At 29.4% G+C, this 16,943-nt stretch carries 17 protein-coding genes; 10 read left to right on the top strand and 7 right to left on the bottom strand.

Features of this window, described 5'->3' with window-relative positions; translation table 11 throughout:
* Positions 1–62: 62 nt before the first annotated feature.
* The 4 genes from ABDZ93_RS06415 to ABDZ93_RS06400 all read right to left on the bottom strand — a co-directional run bounded on the left by ABDZ93_RS06415 (position 63) and on the right by ABDZ93_RS06400 (position 1,626).
* Complete coding sequence (locus ABDZ93_RS06415; protein ID WP_343824778.1) at positions 63–437, bottom strand: hypothetical protein; 375 nt, start codon at positions 435–437, stop codon at positions 63–65.
* 150 nt (positions 438–587) lie between these two features.
* Entirely contained in the window at positions 588–1,175 is a 588-nt protein-coding gene (locus ABDZ93_RS06410) for a manganese catalase family protein (RefSeq protein WP_343824775.1), read from the bottom strand.
* A 17-nt stretch (positions 1,176–1,192) separates the two neighbouring features.
* Complete coding sequence (locus ABDZ93_RS06405) at positions 1,193–1,441, bottom strand: spore coat protein CotJB (RefSeq protein WP_343824772.1); 249 nt, start codon at positions 1,439–1,441, stop codon at positions 1,193–1,195.
* Between the two features lie 14 nt (positions 1,442–1,455).
* Positions 1,456–1,626, bottom strand: coding sequence for a spore coat associated protein CotJA (locus ABDZ93_RS06400; protein WP_343824769.1), 171 nt, complete (start codon positions 1,624–1,626; stop codon positions 1,456–1,458).
* Between the two features lie 223 nt (positions 1,627–1,849).
* Between ABDZ93_RS06400 and ABDZ93_RS06395 the strand changes: the two genes are divergently transcribed.
* The 7 genes from ABDZ93_RS06395 to ABDZ93_RS06365 all read left to right on the top strand — a co-directional run bounded on the left by ABDZ93_RS06395 (position 1,850) and on the right by ABDZ93_RS06365 (position 8,931).
* Positions 1,850–3,229: a bifunctional metallophosphatase/5'-nucleotidase gene (locus tag ABDZ93_RS06395; RefSeq protein ID WP_343824766.1), complete on the top strand. Its 1,380-nt coding sequence runs from the start codon at positions 1,850–1,852 to the stop codon at positions 3,227–3,229.
* 18 nt (positions 3,230–3,247) lie between these two features.
* On the top strand, positions 3,248–4,171 hold the full coding sequence (locus ABDZ93_RS06390; RefSeq protein ID WP_343824763.1) for a hypothetical protein: 924 nt from the start codon (positions 3,248–3,250) through the stop codon (positions 4,169–4,171).
* A gap of 238 nt (positions 4,172–4,409) precedes the next feature.
* Positions 4,410–4,565, top strand: a complete 156-nt coding sequence (locus ABDZ93_RS06385; protein ID WP_343824761.1) for a rubredoxin — start codon at positions 4,410–4,412, stop codon at positions 4,563–4,565.
* Between the two features lie 182 nt (positions 4,566–4,747).
* Complete coding sequence (locus tag ABDZ93_RS06380; RefSeq protein WP_343824759.1) at positions 4,748–5,308, top strand: sigma-70 family RNA polymerase sigma factor; 561 nt, start codon at positions 4,748–4,750, stop codon at positions 5,306–5,308.
* Between the two features lie 2 nt (positions 5,309–5,310).
* Positions 5,311–6,699, top strand: a complete 1,389-nt coding sequence (locus ABDZ93_RS06375; protein WP_343824758.1) for a hypothetical protein — start codon at positions 5,311–5,313, stop codon at positions 6,697–6,699.
* A gap of 170 nt (positions 6,700–6,869) precedes the next feature.
* Positions 6,870–7,658 carry a zinc dependent phospholipase C family protein gene (locus ABDZ93_RS06370; protein WP_343824757.1) on the top strand — a complete coding sequence of 263 codons (789 nt, stop codon included), beginning with the start codon at positions 6,870–6,872 and terminating at the stop codon, positions 7,656–7,658.
* A 10-nt stretch (positions 7,659–7,668) separates the two neighbouring features.
* Positions 7,669–8,931: an MFS transporter gene (locus tag ABDZ93_RS06365; RefSeq protein WP_343824754.1), complete on the top strand. Its 1,263-nt coding sequence runs from the start codon at positions 7,669–7,671 to the stop codon at positions 8,929–8,931.
* A gap of 166 nt (positions 8,932–9,097) precedes the next feature.
* Here the strand turns inward: ABDZ93_RS06365 and ABDZ93_RS06360 are convergent, their stop codons facing one another.
* Positions 9,098–10,426, bottom strand: a complete 1,329-nt coding sequence (locus ABDZ93_RS06360) for an MATE family efflux transporter (protein ID WP_343824753.1) — start codon at positions 10,424–10,426, stop codon at positions 9,098–9,100.
* A gap of 250 nt (positions 10,427–10,676) precedes the next feature.
* On the opposite strand from ABDZ93_RS06360, the gene ABDZ93_RS06355 reads away from it, so the two are divergent.
* Positions 10,677–11,927 carry a serpin family protein gene (locus ABDZ93_RS06355; protein ID WP_343824750.1) on the top strand — a complete coding sequence of 417 codons (1,251 nt, stop codon included), beginning with the start codon at positions 10,677–10,679 and terminating at the stop codon, positions 11,925–11,927.
* A 144-nt stretch (positions 11,928–12,071) separates the two neighbouring features.
* Here the strand turns inward: ABDZ93_RS06355 and ABDZ93_RS06350 are convergent, their stop codons facing one another.
* Entirely contained in the window at positions 12,072–13,886 is a 1,815-nt protein-coding gene (locus tag ABDZ93_RS06350) for a thioredoxin domain-containing protein (RefSeq protein ID WP_343824747.1), read from the bottom strand.
* Positions 13,887–14,108: 222 nt separating this feature from the next.
* Between ABDZ93_RS06350 and ABDZ93_RS06345 the strand changes: the two genes are divergently transcribed.
* Entirely contained in the window at positions 14,109–14,615 is a 507-nt protein-coding gene (locus ABDZ93_RS06345; RefSeq protein ID WP_343824744.1) for a FliG C-terminal domain-containing protein, read from the top strand.
* A 160-nt stretch (positions 14,616–14,775) separates the two neighbouring features.
* A complete protein-coding gene (locus ABDZ93_RS06340; RefSeq protein WP_343824742.1) occupies positions 14,776–15,168 on the top strand; it encodes a bacteriohemerythrin in 393 nt (130 codons plus the stop codon).
* Between the two features lie 68 nt (positions 15,169–15,236).
* On the opposite strand, the gene hcp is transcribed toward ABDZ93_RS06340, so the two are convergent.
* On the bottom strand, positions 15,237–16,892 hold the full coding sequence (hcp, locus tag ABDZ93_RS06335) for a hydroxylamine reductase (RefSeq protein WP_343824739.1): 1,656 nt from the start codon (positions 16,890–16,892) through the stop codon (positions 15,237–15,239).
* Positions 16,893–16,943 lie beyond the last annotated feature (51 nt).

Genomic DNA, 16,943 nt, shown 5'->3' with positions numbered 1-16,943 from the left:
AGCTCAACATAATGAAAGATTAGAAGTTTATTTATTGATATCCCCTATAATACTCTTAAAATCTAAATGATGAAGTTGATTATAATACATATTAATCCACCGATAATTAATGAAACCGTATTTATAATAGTCTTAAAACTGTTATTAATAGAAGTAGTAGTTTTTTCTTTTTCCATTCTAGTTACTTCAAGATTTGCATTTGCAATATACTGAGCATTAGTTTGACCCATTCCTTGAAGGGATAATCCAGTTGGATTTCCTCCTAGGAAAGAAGAAACTCCTAAAATAACTAATATTATACCTTCAATGAATAAAGCATCTTTTAAGTTATGAGTAGTAAAGTTAACAATGCCTAATCCAATTAACACTAAAATAATAGACCAGATTATTCCCCAAACAACACATTTAATTAAGGATTTAATTTGACTCTTATCCATCATTAATCTCCTCTTTTATTAATTATTATATTATATAAAATTTTATTATAATTATAACAAAGTTACCTAACATAGATTAAAATAAAAAGACTGTTTGACACAGCCTTTTTAATTATATAAGTATATTCACTTAGAATATAAATTTTAAGTTTATCTATTCAATGGATCTAGCAATGGTTTTCTTTTAAAACAGTCTTGTACGTCATCTAGAGCCTCACCAAATCTTTGGAAGTGAACAATTTCTCTTTCCCTTAAGAATTTCAAGATTTCTTTAATTTGATAATCATCACTTTGATTTATTAACCATTCATAGGTTGCTCTTGCTTTTTCTTCTGCAGCTAAATCTTCATGAAGATCTGCAACTACATCATCTTTAGCTTGAATATATGCTGCTGTCCAAGGTACTCCATCAGGGTCTGTGTAGAATAAAGCTCTTCCATGATTTGTATAGTGACCACCAAGTCCTACTTCTTCAAGTTCTTCTAGAGTAGCATTGCTCATAAGTTGATAGATCATAGTAGCTATCATTTCAACGTGAGCCATCTCTTCTGTACCTATATCAGTTAATAATGCTTTAGATTTTCCAGTAGGCATAGTATAGCGTTGATTCAAATATCTAAGTGCTGCACTTAATTCTCCATCAGGGCCACCATATTGAGCTACTAGAAATTTTGCCATCCTAAGATCCTTAGATTTAAGATTTATTGGATATTCTAATGTTTTTGTATAATACCACATATTATAATCCTCCTACGTTAATAGTTTTCCCAAGGCCATGGTAATGAAGTCCAGCACATTGGACTTTCAACAGAGGCTGAGCCGAAATTAGTAAGTGGGCCATATTTTTCTTCATATTCACGTACTAATATTCCGAGCTTGTGAGATACGGTTTGTAGATCCTTAGTAGCTTCCTCATTATCAGGGAAGTTATCTAGATATAGATTTAAATCTATACAATAAAATTGAAGTTTTCTTATATTATTTAATAATTCTTGATCATACATAATATCTCACCTCTTTATTCCCATCTTGAGTGTTTCTTCTCATTGTAAGGTTTATATAAATCCTTAAATATTGTGCCCTTTGATAGAGCATCTTTAATTAAAAATAAATTTTCATATACTTGAGGTAATACAAAAGCACAAGCGTATTCCATTTTTCTATGTGAGTAATTACTATAGTTGTTCATTCGTTTTCTCCTTGAATTAATTTCTACCTAATAGTATGTTATGTTATATATGTAATATTTGTGAAAGCAAACTTCAATTTCAATAAAATTTCCATATAAATATTTTCTAATGTGTTGTAAAATATTTATATAAATGAAATGTAATGGCTATTGAGGTTATTTAAAGCTTACTTTTTATGTGAGCCTTAAAATATTTTATAAACATACATAAAGGAGATATATTATGGAATTACAAATATTACACACTAATGATATACATAGTAACTTTGAAAGTTTAGCAAAAATAGCTACAAAAATTAATGAGTTAAAAAGCGAAGATACAATTATATTAGACGCAGGTGATTTAGCAGATTTTAAAAGAGTAGAAGTTAATGGAACTAAGGGTATGGTTGCAATAGATTTACTACAGGAAGCTAAATACGATGCTATATCTATTGGAAATAATGAGACCTTTGATGGAATTCATACATTAGAAGGCTTAACATCTGATGGAAGGATACCTTTTTTAAGTTGTCATATAAGAAAACTTAATGGTGAAGATATAGAAGGATTAAATAAAAGTATAATAATTAATAGAGGTGGATTAAGAATATTAATTATAGGTGCTTCTCCTAATTTAAATGAGTTTAGTACAAGCTGCGGATTAGATATTTTAGATTATCTGGAGGGAATAAATAAGGAGATAAATGATAATAAGGGTAAATATGATATATGTATAGTTCTATCTCATTTAGGTATGGATAAGGATGAAGAGATTGCAACAAAGATTTCAGAGGTAGATGTAATAATAGGAGGACATTTTCATATCCTTATGGAGGAGCCTAAGATTATAAATAATACGATAATCCATACCTCAGGACAGTTTGGAGAGCACTTGGGAGTATTAAAACTATCCATAAAAGATAATAAAGTAAGTTTAGTAAAAGGCGAGAATATAAATATAGAAGACTTAGATATGGATGAAGGTATAATTAAAGTATTAAAGAGAAACAAAGAGATAGCTTTAAATAATCTTTCTATACTACTATATAAAGTTAAAGAAAATTTATGGCATGATGTAATAGAAGAAAATCCTATCACTAACTTATTAGCAGATGGACTATCTAAAGTTTATAATTGTGATTTTGCTTGTATAAATAGCGGAGTATTAAATGGAGGAGTAAAAAAAGGTGTAGTAACTAATCTTAAGCTATTACAAATAGAGCCATCCCCATTAAATCCTACATACTTTGAAATTGAAGGTAAATATATATTAGAAGCTATTAAGGAAAGTTTAGATGGAGACATAGTTTTAGCTGATGGTAGGGGACCAGGCTTTAGAGGAAAATATGTAGGAAGACTTCATTTTTCTAGAAATGTAAAGATTAAATACAGGGAAAGAGAAGTATTAGAGGTTATTATAAATGGACAACCTATTATGGAAGATAAAGTTTATAGGGTAAGTAGCTCTGATTATCTTCATAGAGGTTCTGGATATAAAGATTTAAAGAATAATTCTAATCATAAATATGATGATAGATACATAAGAGATATATTAAGGAAATATTTATGTGATGAAGATATGGTTAATAAAGCATTAGAAGATAGATGGATAGAAGTATAATTGTGAAAGGGAATGAAAGTGGAAGATAATAAATTATTAGAGAAAAATAAAAAAGTAAAAAAAAGAATTATTATAGGTTTTATAGTTTTGATATTGCTTAATCTGTGGGGTTTGATAAAAGTTAATTCTCTTCGACAAGATCTAGACAGCTTACGAGGTGATATATATAATCAGTATAATGATATGAGGACATCCTTAAGTAGCATTAATACCATCGTAGAAGAAAATCTAAAAAAGCAAGGGAGTATTTTAAGTGACTTTAGTTATTCTGTAGAAGGGCTAGATATAGAAAATAAGGCCATTATTATTAATCTTAAAGGGACTCCTAAAATATATAAGGAAGGATTAAAGTTTTATTTTAATTATGAATGTAGCAATGGGGATAATAAGAGTGTTGAAGGCAAATTAGATAAAGCTCTAAACTATAGTGCAAAGATAACAGTTCCAATAAGGAGTTCTGTTAAATTCAGATTTACTTTAGACTATGGAGAAGAAGTGAAAAAAGAAATATGGGAAGATGAATATATAGATCGAATGGAGTATCAACTTCAAATTATGCCTCAAGATTTTAAAGGAGAATATAAAACAAAGGGTGATGAAGTTATAATTGATGGGAGGATTGAATGTAGGATTTATCCAAGTTCTATAGAAGAAAATCGTGTAGAAGAAGCTTTATGTAAGATAAGAATAAATGAGGAAGTTATAGATGAAATTAAATTAGAGAAAAGTAATGAAGTTTCAAGTGAATATAGCCATTATACTGGAGATCTTAAAGAAAATTATAAATTAAAAAATGGAGATATGTTAGATGTTTTGGTTGAGGTTCAGGACACCTATGGATTTAAATATAAATATTACTCTATGACGGTAATTAATAATAATGGTAGCCTTAATAAGTGGGGGTACTCTGGAGGAAATGCTGTTATACAGATAGAGCCATAGAGTGTTGAAAAGAGTAAATATGTACCTATACAAATATGAAAATATATAACTTTATAACTAGGAATATATATAACTATTTAAATAGTTGTTCTATTCATGGGGATTTCAGGAGTTTTAATATTCCAATAGAATGATTAAAACTATATTAAAAATATAAGAAATTAATAATCTTAGTGTTAGTAAATTAGCTAACATAAGAAGTTTATTAATATAATTTTATAGTTGAGGAGGAATTAATATGAAAATTTACAAATGTAGTGTATGTGGATACTTGTATGATGAAAGCCAAGAAGAGGTACCTTTTGCAGAATTAAAAGAAGACTGGAGATGTCCTATTTGTAGAAGAGATAAAAGTTTCTTTAAACCACTAGAGGAAACGGATTCTGTAGATTAAAAAAGTAAATAACTAAATAGTATTTAATTTAAGGGTGTCTTAAAATATTAGATTATATTTTAGTAAAAGCTAAGGTATAGTATATTTTGAGACACCTTTTTATGTTAATTTTTATATTTTTGTAAGATAAACTATATTACTTTCGATATATAGGGTGAAGAAGAAAATTTGGAGGAGATTTAATGAGGGTGAATAAAGATAATTTTATTGCAGAATTAAAAAGAAAAAATCCTAAAGCTCTTGATTATATCATTGATATATATGGGCCCTTAATAAAAGGAATCATATCTAAAACCTTATATTCTATAGAAGATAAAGGACTAGTTGAGGAATGTATATCAGATGTATTTATGGCAATTTGGGTTAATGGGTATAAGTTTACTGGGGATAGTTCTAAGTTTAAAAGTTGGATAGGGGCTATCACAAAATTTAAAGCAATTGATTACTTCAGAAAGTATTGTAAAAAAGAAAATAATGAGCTTGTGGATGAATCTATAACTGATGGCAAAAGTGCAGAAGATCGTTATCTTGACGACATGTATAATAGTAGATTAGTAAGTATTATAGAAAATATGGATGAACCAGATAAAACTATATTTATAATGAAATTTTTACTTGGAGAGAAAAGTAACAGTATTAGTGAAGCGCTAAAGCTTTCTGTAAGTAATATAAATACTAGAATTAGTAGAGGAAAAGAAAAGATAAGAAGAGAGTATTATACGGAAGCTAGGGAGGGGGTATAGTCATGGATAATAAGGATATATATGATAAATTTAATGAAATTGATTTTGATGTAAGTAATTTTGAAGAAGTTCCTATGGATGAAGTTGAAAAACAGAGATTAAAGAAATCCTTGAAAGAGAAATTAGTAGATATAGATAATTACGACAACAATGATAGCATTGATTTAACAGAAGTAAATAAAGAGAAAAGTGAGGAAGAAAAAATACAGTCTAATCAAGAGAAAAATGGGAAAATGAAAAGGGCTATGAAGATGTATAAAGTGGCTGCAGTGGTTGCTATATTAGCCCTATTAATAGGCATGTCCCCTTTAGGCAAGGAAGTCATTGCGCAGATAGCTGAAAAACTAATATTTACTCCTTCCCAAGGCATTATAAAACAGCAAGCAGATAAAGAGCTATATATGCTAGAAGAACCAGTAAGAATTAATATTGATGATAGTTCTGCATTAGTAAAAAGTATTACAAATGATGGTGAGAATATATATGTTGAAATGTGGTTTAACCAGGATGCAGAAGCTGAAGACATTGGGAATCAAAGAGAAATAATAAACAACTTAAAATTAAAGACTAGTGATGGAAATATGTATAATGTAGGATTAACTAGCTTTGCAAGTGGAGGATATGCAGGATTTGCTTTTCAGCAGGGTGAGGGTTTAATAACAGATTTTAAGTTGCACTATAAGGATAAAGATATAGGTGAGTTTAATTTAAAAAAGGTAGATTTTAAAAATAGTTATGATGAAATTGGTGGAAATGCCATAGATAAAGAAGTTCTTTTAGGGGCAACTAGTTATTATGAAGAGGGAGAAAGATACTTTAAAATATGGAGCAATATAGATTACCAGCAGCGTGAAGATTACACCATTAGTTTAGATGCCATTGGAAAAGTTGAAGTTAGAGATGAAGAAGGTACTTTATTATCTATAGAAAATGCTAATGATGGAACTGGGAGAGCTTTTAAAATATTAGATCCGTACAAAGGCAAATTAGATATAAAAATAAAGGATATAGATATAAATTATGTTTTAAAAGAAGGAGGTAAATTAGCTATAAAAATTCCTAAGAAGGGTGAAACTTCTGAAATAAATGAAGACCTTAAACTTAAAGGGCTTCAAGATAGTATTAAAGCTGCTTCTATCACAAATAAAGGTGGAGAGTATACTATACACTTTGACTTTAGTAATAATTATGATGAAAGCAGAACAATATTTATGGTAAGAGAAAATTTTAGAACTGGTGGTGCCATGGGTGATATGGAAAATCAGCAAGGTGAGGTATACCTAGATAATGAAGATTTAAGTATTACAGAGAGATTTTTAAGAAAAATATATATAGATGTAAATAATATTTTAGTTCATCAAGAGGGTAATTGGCAGTTCATAGTGGAATAAATTATAAAAGCACTAGCTTTAATTAGTTGGTGCTTTTATAATTAAATTAGGAATATTAATAGTATAAGGATTTACAAGAATTTTACCTTAATATAACTCACTGAAAACATAAAAAATATATAATTATAATAGAAGTCAGAATATTTATGAAATTTGAAAGGTGGATTTATATGCCCGCAAGTTATACTCACTATAGTTTTGGACATACTGTCTTAGAAAAACTGCCCCATGGGATAAAAGATATTATAATACAAAATAAAGAAGCATATTATATAGGGCTTAATGGTCCAGATATACTTTTCTATTACAAGCCACTATTTAAAAATGAAATAAATAAGTATGGACATAGATTACATGATGAAAAGGCCTATGGATTTTTAGAAAGGTCGAAAAAGTATATTAAAGAAAGTAAGGATGAGATTTGTCTCTCTTATATTTTAGGATTTGTATGCCACTTTGTCCTTGATAGTAGTTGTCATCCTTTCATTGCAGAAGCTATGAAGGAAAGTAATATATCCCATGCTGAAATAGAAGCAGAGTTAGATGGAGCATTAATGAGGAGAAATAATTTAAGTCCACAAAGGCATAGTGCAGGAGCTCATATTATTCCTAATAAGGTTATAGCAGCACATATTGCTAGCATTTATGATAATGTTAGTGGAAAAGAAATATATAAATGCCTTAAGTCTGTAAGGTTTTATAATAAACTACTATTATGTGAAAACAATTTGAAAAGAAAGATTATAAAAGGCTTATTAGGCTTAATTAAAGGTGGAGAAGGCTTTAGCCGTATGATAATTAATGTAGAGCCAAATATAAAGTGTATAGAAATAAATAAAAAGCTTTTAAATCTTTATGAAGAGGCTATAGATGAGGCAGTACATAGAGTTGAAGAGTACTATAGTGCTATAAAAAGTAATGACAACCTGGGGGAATTCTTCAATAGAAATTTTCTATAGGAGGGGTAAAATGAGTAAATTTACTAAGTTAGAAAAGCAGTGGATTCTATATGATGTAGGAAACTCAGCTTTCACCATGTTGGTGTCTACTATAATTCCTATTTACTTTAAAAATGTTGCAAGTTTATCAGGAATTTCACCAGCAGATTCAACAGCTTACTGGGGTTATGCTGTATCCTTATCTACAATTATTGTAGCAATACTTGGACCTATTCTTGGAACCGTAGCGGACACTAAAGGTTATAAAAAACCACTATTTTCATTATTCATGATGTTTGGAGTGTTAGGTTGTGCAGCTTTAGCTCTTCCAGTACCATGGATTGTATTCCTAGCTATATTTGTCATAGGAAAGGTTGGTTTTTCAGGAAGTCTTATTTTTTATGATGCCATGCTCAATGACATAACTACTGATGATAGAATGGATGAGATATCATCTCATGGATTTGCTTGGGGGTATATCGGAAGTTGTATTCCTTTTACAGTAAGTTTACTCCTTGTACTTTTTGCAGATAAAATTGGACTTACAACTGCCATGGCAACGGGGACAGCTTTTATATTAACTGCTTTATGGTGGTTACTAATAACAATGCCCCTACTAAAGAACTATAAACAAAAGTATTATGTTGAAAAAGGAAATAAGCCAGTGGCAGAAAGTTTTAAGAGGCTAGGTAAGGTTCTTTTAAACATTAGAAAAAACAAGAAGATTTTCTTATTCCTCCTTGCATTTTTCTTCTATATAGATGGAGTTCATACAATTATAAGCATGTCCACATCCTATGGAAAAGATGTTGGAATTACAGATAGTAATTTACTATTAGCATTACTTTTAACTCAGGTAGTTGCCTTTCCTTGTGCTATTTTATTTGGAAGATTATCTAAAAAATTTAAAAGTGATAAGTTAATAGCAACTTCAATTATGGGTTATATAGCAATAACCATATTTGCATTACAGCTAGATAAAGCATGGGAATTCTGGATTCTTGCAGTATGTGTTGCAGTATTTCAAGGGGCAATTCAAGCACTATCAAGATCTTATTTCTCAAAAATTATTCCTAAGGAGAAATCTAGTGAATACTTTGGACTATATGATATATTTGGCAAAGGGGCTGCCTTCATGGGAACCATGCTTATGAGTATAGCAACCCATATAACAGGAAGCTCTAAGGCTGGGGTAGCAGGAATTGTGGTAATGTTTATTTTTGGACTTATAATATTTAAATCAGCCAATAAAGTAAATATATCTACGGAAAAAGAAACTACTGTTAGTTTATAAAGCATCTGAAAATAAATAATAAGTCAAAGGTGGAAAGTATATTTTGAGATAGACGAGCATTCTGACTTATTTATTTTTGAAGATTCCTAAAGTGTAAATTTAAAATATCATATTAAAACCGCTTATAGATACTTAAAACTAGTAATCTATAAGCGGTTTTTATTATTTACTTATTTATATTTCTTACAAATTTTTTTATAAAGGATATACCTACTATATCCGCAATGAGCCAACCTATAGGGATAGACCACCAAATTGCAGTTACACCCAAAGTAGGAGCTAGCCAATAAGCAATTCCTACACGAAGTCCTAAGGAGATAATAGTAAGTAAAATAGATATATTAGTGGAACCTATACCTCTATAAAAACCATAGAACATGAAAAGATATCCAATGAGAAAGTAAAATACACTTACTATACATAGATATTGAGAGCCGTAAGCTATAATTTCAACTTCTGATGGAGATATAAATATAGTCATTAATTGTTTTGAAAATATTACTACAATTGCTGAGATTATGATACAAAATAAGGTAATAATCTTGAAAGAAGATTTTACTCCTTTTTTTATTCTTAAAGCTTCACCGGCACCTTTATTTTGAGCAATATAGGTGGAAAATGCATTACCAAAATCCTGAACAGGCATATAAGCAAAGGCGTCTATTTTAACAGCTGCGGCAAAGGCTGCCATTATTGATACTCCAAAGGAGTTTACTAGGCCTTGAATTAATAAAATCCCGAAATTCATTATAGATTGTTGGATACTTGTTAGAAGGCTATAATTTGCTACTAACTTTAAAATCTTTATATCTATTTTAAGGTCACATTTTTTAAATCTGATTTCAGGTAGTTTAACAAAACAATATATGGCTGTTGAAATTCCAGAGATGCCTTGAGCTATTATGGTGGCATAAGCTGCACCTGCAATACCAAGATTAAACACAGTTATAAAAACAATATCAAGAACTATATTAATTATGGCTGCTATTATTAAGAATACAAGAGGTATAAAGGAATTTCCAACAGAACGAAGTAAACAGCAAAAATAATTATAGATAAAGGTAAAGCTTATTCCGTAAAAGATTATAACTATATATTGTTTAACATCATTAAATAAACTCTGTGGGGTATTCATAAAAATTAAAATATTGTCAGTAAAGAAAATAGCACATAAATTAATTATGATAGTTATAAAACCAATAAAAATAAAGGCAGTAAAAATACTACTTTTAAATTTCGCATTATCTTTAGCTCCAAAGCATTGAGAAAATACAACGGATGCGCCCATACAAAGTCCCAGAATAATAGATGTCAAAAATACTATAATAGTAAAAGAAGATCCAACTGATGCTAAAGCAGATGCACCGATATATTTACCAACGATTATGGAGTCGGCTATATTATATAATTGTTGAAATATATTTCCTATAATAAGGGGAATGGCAAAGCTTATTATAGCTTTGGTTTCATTTCCTTTAGTTAAATCCTTAGTCATAAAAACCTCACTTTATTAATTCAATATTTTTATTCTACATTAACATTTTTTATATCATAATTTAGTAATACCTATATTTAAATTTAGTAAAATGCTTTCAAAATATAGGTAATTATTAAGGCATTACATGTCCATTATACAATAGAAAATAATTTAATCAATTGATTATTAGATTTATAATAATATAAAAAATAGCACTATAACACTTTAACAGCGTATATAAAGTGAAACTAAATTTAGAGGTGAGGTTATGAAATTAAAAAAGATAATTTCTTTAATGCTTATAGCTATAATAGCTACTTCTTTAATTGGATGTGAGAAACTTCCTAGTAAAAATAAGGAAGAAATTTCAGCTAAAGAGGTGGATAAAGAAGTGGTTGAGGGCAATAATAAATTTGCATTTAATATATTCAAAGAAATTTCAAAGGATGAAAATAATAAGAATGTATTTATATCTCCTTTGAGCATTTCCATGGCACTTACTATGACCTATAATGGAGCTAAAGAGAATACAAAAACAGAGATGAATAAGGTACTAGGCTATGAAGGAATGACTGATGATAAGATAAATAATAGTTACAAAATTCTTCATAGTTACTTGGAGAATATAGATGAAAATATAAAGCTAAATATAAGTAATTCTATATGGATAAGAGAGGGTCAGAATATAAATAAAGAATTTATAAACATTAATAAGGATATCTTTGGTGCAAAAGTGGATAACTTGGACTTCTCTAAATCCTCATCTGTGGATAAAATTAATAATTGGATTGAAAAATCTACTAGTAAAATGATTAAGGATATGCTAAAAGGGCCTATTGATGGTAATGTTATTATGTATTTAATTAATGCTATATATTTCAAGGGACAATGGCAAGAACCTTTTGATACAAACAATAATATTATAGGTGAGTTTACAAATTCAAAGGGAGATAAAATAGAGATAGACTTTATGAGGAAGATTGCGGCTGATGATAAAACCTTTTATGGAGAAAAGGATGATTTTAAAGCTATAAAAATGCCTTATGATAGTGGAAAAGTATCTATGTATGCAGTACTACCAAAGGAAGATTCAAGTATAGATAATTTTATAAATAATTTAGATATGAATAAGTGGAATTCTATAAAAAAATCCATTGGAAAAGAGAAGGAAGCTGTTAATGTAAGCTTTCCTAAGTTTGAAATGGAATATGGAACTAAAGAATTAAAAGGACCTCTAGTGGCCCTAGGAATGAAGGATATTTTTAGTGATAGAGCTAATCTTAGTGGAATAAGGGAAAATATATATGTTAGTAGCGTTTTACATCAAGGGAAAATAGAAGTAAATGAAAAGGGAAGTGAAGCAGCTGCAGTTACTATAGTTGAAGTTAGGGAAACTGCAATGCCAATAATTAATGACCCTAAAGAGTTTATAGCTGATAGACCTTTTGTATTTATTATAGAAGATGAAGAAAGTGGAATCATACTATTTATGGGTAAACTAGAAGAAGTGAAAAATTAACTTAAATACATTTATAAAATTGAAAGAACTGTCTCAAAATAAATAAAATCTAAAATTAATGCTAAGCATGCATTCATAGTATTAACTTCAGTGGTTTTAAAGCATTTATTAAAGATTATCAAATACTTTTGAGACAGTGATTTTTTATTTCTCTAAAGATTCATAGAAAATCATAGCTAGTAATAAGAAGCAGTATGCCGATGGATGTTGACTTACTTCACTACTAAAGATATTAAAAATAGCAGTAGCTTTATTTAGATATTCTTTGTTAGAGGTAAGTTTATATAGTCTTAAGAAGTTTAAAGATGCTACTGAGTTACCAGAAGGAATAGCACCATCATATATTTTCTTAGGTCTAGTTATTAATTGTTCACCATGGCTACCATAGAGGAAGAAGCCATCTTTTTCATTATCCCAAAAGAATTTAACAAAGTCAGAAGTTAAATTAATAGCTTGCTGTAAGAAATTTTCTTGATTAGTACTTTCATATAATTCAAGAAGTGCCCATGTTAAAAAGGCATAATCATCTACATAACCATATATTTTAGATTCACCTTCACGATATCTAGCTAATAGTTTTCCATCTTCAGTAAATAAGTATTTATATATAAATTCTAAAGCTGATTCAGCAGCAAAGGTGTATTCATTATTGCTAAGAAGTCTACCGCCCAAGGCAAAGGCTGCAATGGCGAGGCCATTCCAAGAGGTAAGAATTTTATTATCCTTATATGGATGAATTCTTTTATCTCTATAATTAAATAATTCTTGCCTACATCTATTTATAAACTCAGTGTTTTCAGGTAAGGTTTTATTAATTAAATTAGGAATATTAAAACCTTCAAAATTACTTTTTTCAGTAATATTAAAGTAGGATGCAAACTTTTCACCATCATCCTTACCTAGAACCTGATAAATTTCATCTAAAGACCAAACATAAAATTTTCCTTCTACACCTTCAGAATCTGCATCCTCTGCAGAATAAAAGCCACCCTTTTCATCTTTCATATCTCTTAGAAGGTAGGTAAAAATTTCATTTGCTACAGATTTATATTTTTCTTTCTTGGTGGTTTCATAAGCCTTTGAATATAATATAGCTAATAATGCGTTGTCATATAGCATCTTTTCAAAATGTGGAACAAGCCAAAGTCTATCTGTGGAATACCTACTAAATCCAAAGCCAATATGATCGTATATCCCTCCAGCATACATAGCATCTAAGGTGGTTTCTACCATATTAAGAGCATCTCTATCATTATTAGTTTTATAATACTCTAAAAGAAACCATAAATTGTGAGGAGTTGGGAATTTAGGCTTACTTCCAAAGCCACCATATTTGCTATCAAAGCTACTTTTAAGGTTATAAAAACTCTCTTTTAAAAACTCGTTTTTATCATAAGTTTTTTTAGGAGTATCAGCTCTTGCTTCTCCAAAGTCTGTCATATTGTGAAGAGACTTTACTATTTCATCAGAAGACTCTAAAATTTTGTCTTTGCTATCTTTCCAAGCACTAATTATTTTATTAAGAAGAGTAATTAAACCATCCATATACTGAGAATCTTCCTTTGGGAAATAGGTTCCTGAATAGAATGGTTTTTTATTTGGTAGTGCAAAAATAGTTAAAGGCCATCCACCGTGACCTGTTAAGAGCTGACAAGTATCCATATATATAGTATCTATATCGGGACGTTCTTCTCTATCAACCTTTATAGAAACAAAGTTTTCATTGAGAACCCTAGCTACTTCGTCATCTTCAAAGCTTTCTCTTTCCATAACGTGGCACCAATGGCAAGTAGAGTAACCTATACTTAAAAATATTGGTTTATCCTCTTTTTCAGCCTTTTCAAAAGCTTCCTCGCACCAAGGATACCAATTTACGGGATTATGGGCATGCTGAAGAAGGTAGGGGGACTTTTCATTAATTAATCTATTGGCTTTTTTATGAGTATTTTCATTTAGCACAATATCATTCTCCTTTCATGATTTTACTCTAGTATGCCCAAAAGAGTTAACGTATATCATTTAGTAGTTATAATTTACTATACAAAGCTTACTTTATTAATTATTATGGAAATGTTAATTTTTTTAAACAATTACAGGATACTATTTCATATGTAGGTAAATGATACGAATGTATAAATGTATATATTTTTTATATGAATTGGGTTTTATGGGGGAATTTTTATGAATCTAACTTTTTTTGTGTCCTTGCTATCAGAGGAGCTAAGGACTAAGTATTATGAAGAAATAATTAAAAATGGACAAGTAGAGGAAGGGTTTTGGAAGGAAGTATCTGAATATTTAGAGAAAAGATATAGAGCTATCTTTAATGTTGAGGAACATATAACAGAGCTTCTAAGGAATCTTGAAGATGTTGAAAAATCTAGATTAATGATGACGATACAAGAAAATGACATATATTTATTTAACAAAATGTCCACAAAATTGTTTAGTTTTGAGGATATTATTAATATGGATAAGTATAGGGTTAAAACAATTCTATTAACTTTGGATATTGATACTATATGTAAAGCTATCATAGGGGCTTCATCAAGGGTGATAGATTACATACAAAACATATTTCCAGACATTGATTTTTTAGAGGAAAGAAAAAAAATCGGAAATATTCAGGTAGATGAAATATTTAGGGCTCAAGATAAAATTATAGATGAAATAAATAATAAGTATTAGAGGTTTAAGTTTATAATAGCGTATAGTAATATATTACTTGAAGTCATAGAAAAATATTTCTTTATATGGTATTATATAGGTCTAAAACAAAATATTTAAGAAAAGTGATATTGAACGTATTTTTACTAGTACTATTGATAGGAACTGGAGGATAATTTAAATGTATGAAATGAAGGAAGAATTTAAAACGGGTATAGAAATTATTGATAATGAACATAAAATGCTTTTTGAAATAGCTGATAAAATTTATGAGTTATTGAATAATGAGTTTATTATTGATAAATATGATAGAATAGTAAATCTGATTCAAGAATTAAAAGGGTATGCAGCTCTTCACTTTAGAGATGAAGAAGCATACATGGAAAGTATAAATTATAAAAAAATGTTTACGCAAAAAATAGATCATGATAATTTTATAAAAAAGTTAAATGAAATAGATTTAAATGAAATAGATGAAAATCAACATAAATATATTATTGATTTATTAGAATTTATAAATCAGTGGTTAGTAAGTCATATTCTTGAAAAAGACAAGCTGATTGCACAAGGGTAAGTTTTGTGCATTATATAAAGCTATAAATATTAAATGGTAGTCCTATGGACTACCATTTAATATTTTAGTTAAACTCTTTGTTTAAGACAAGTTTTTAAATCTTCTTCTGGTGTACTTATAGGTGTTAATTGGAAAGTATCTACTAAGTATTGTAGTACATTTGGACTTATAAATGCAGGAAGGGAAGGTCCAAGGAATATGTTTTTAACTCCTAAGGACAATAAAGCTAGCAAATCAGCCACAGCCTTTTGTTCATACCAAGATAATACCATAGATAATGGTAAGCCATTCACATCAGTTTCAAAGGCATCAGCTAAAGCAGTAGCAATTCTTACTGCAGAATAAGCATCATTACACTGACCTACATCAAGAAGTCTTGGAAGTCCAGCTACTTCACCAAATTCAAGTTTGTTAAATCTATATTTTCCACAAGCTAAGGTAAGGATAATACAATCATTAGGAACTAATTTTGCAAAATCTGTATAGTAGTTTCTTCCAGGCCTTGCACCATCACAGCCACCAATTAAGAAGAAATGGCGTACTTCACCTTTTTTAACTGCATCAACAATTTTACCTGCATTACTTAAAGTAGCTTTATGACCAAAGCCTACAAGAATTTCTTTTGCGTCCTCGGAAGCAGTAAAACCACCTAACTCTAAAGCTTTATTTATAATTTCAGAGAAGTCCTTTGTTCCATCTTCTTTAATACGAATATGTTTAACTCCATCCCATCCAACAACGTTAGTTGTAAATATTCTATCCTTATAGGTTTCTCTAGGTCTCATAAGACAGTTAGTAGTCATTAATATACATCCAGGAATGTTATCAAATTCAGTTTGTTGATTTTGCCATGCGCTACCATAATTTCCTACAAGGTGAGGATATTTTTTTAGTTCTGGATAACCATGAGCAGGAAGCATTTCACCATGTGTATATATATTTATGCCCATACCTTCAGTTTGCTTTAATAGCATTTCTAAATCCTTTAAATCATGGCCAGAAACAATTATAAAAGGTCCTTTTTCTACTTTAATATTAACTAAATGAGGAGTTGGGTTTTCATAAGTTTCAGTATTAGCTTCATCAAGTTTTTTCATGACAGCTACACTCATATCACCAGTTCTCATAGTCATTCTTATTAATTCTTCTATTGATAAGTTATCATTAGTTGTACATTCTAATCCTAGAAAATAAAAATTATCAACTTGGCCATCATAATAGTCTAAAAATCTAGCTTGGTGTCCATAGGCACTTATACCCTTTAGACCATAAATAATAGTTTGTCTTAAAGAACGCATATCAGCATCTAAATCTCCATCGTACATAATACCGGCTTTAACAGCATCCTTAAGCATTTCTTCTTTAGTTTTACTTAAGTTATAGGTAGCTTGTTCAGGGTACTCCTTATCAGTAGATGCCTTGCTTCTTAGGTTCTCTTTTATCTTTTGTGACTCTTTAAGTAGATTGATATGACTTGCAGCATCAAAGTTAACATTTGTTAAAGTTGTAAATAGAGCATTTTCTACAAAACTAACTACTGATTTATCTATAACTTGATCTTTATCAAGTAAGTCTTTAGCATAACAACTAATTCCTTTTAGCTGATAGATTAACAAGTCTTGCAAATTGGCTATTTCAGGAGTTTTACCACAAACGCCAAGCTTAGTACAGCCCTTTCCCCCCACGGTTTGTTCACATTGATAGCAGAACATAGAATTATCCATTTAATAATCCTCCTCATTGTATTAAGTTTTTTATAGTATTTGTGTATAGAA

This window comes from Clostridium subterminale (genome assembly GCF_039521425.1).
Classification (GTDB): domain Bacteria; phylum Bacillota; class Clostridia; order Clostridiales; family Clostridiaceae; genus Clostridium_J; species Clostridium_J subterminale.
This window is presented reverse-complemented; position numbering and strand designations above follow the sequence as displayed.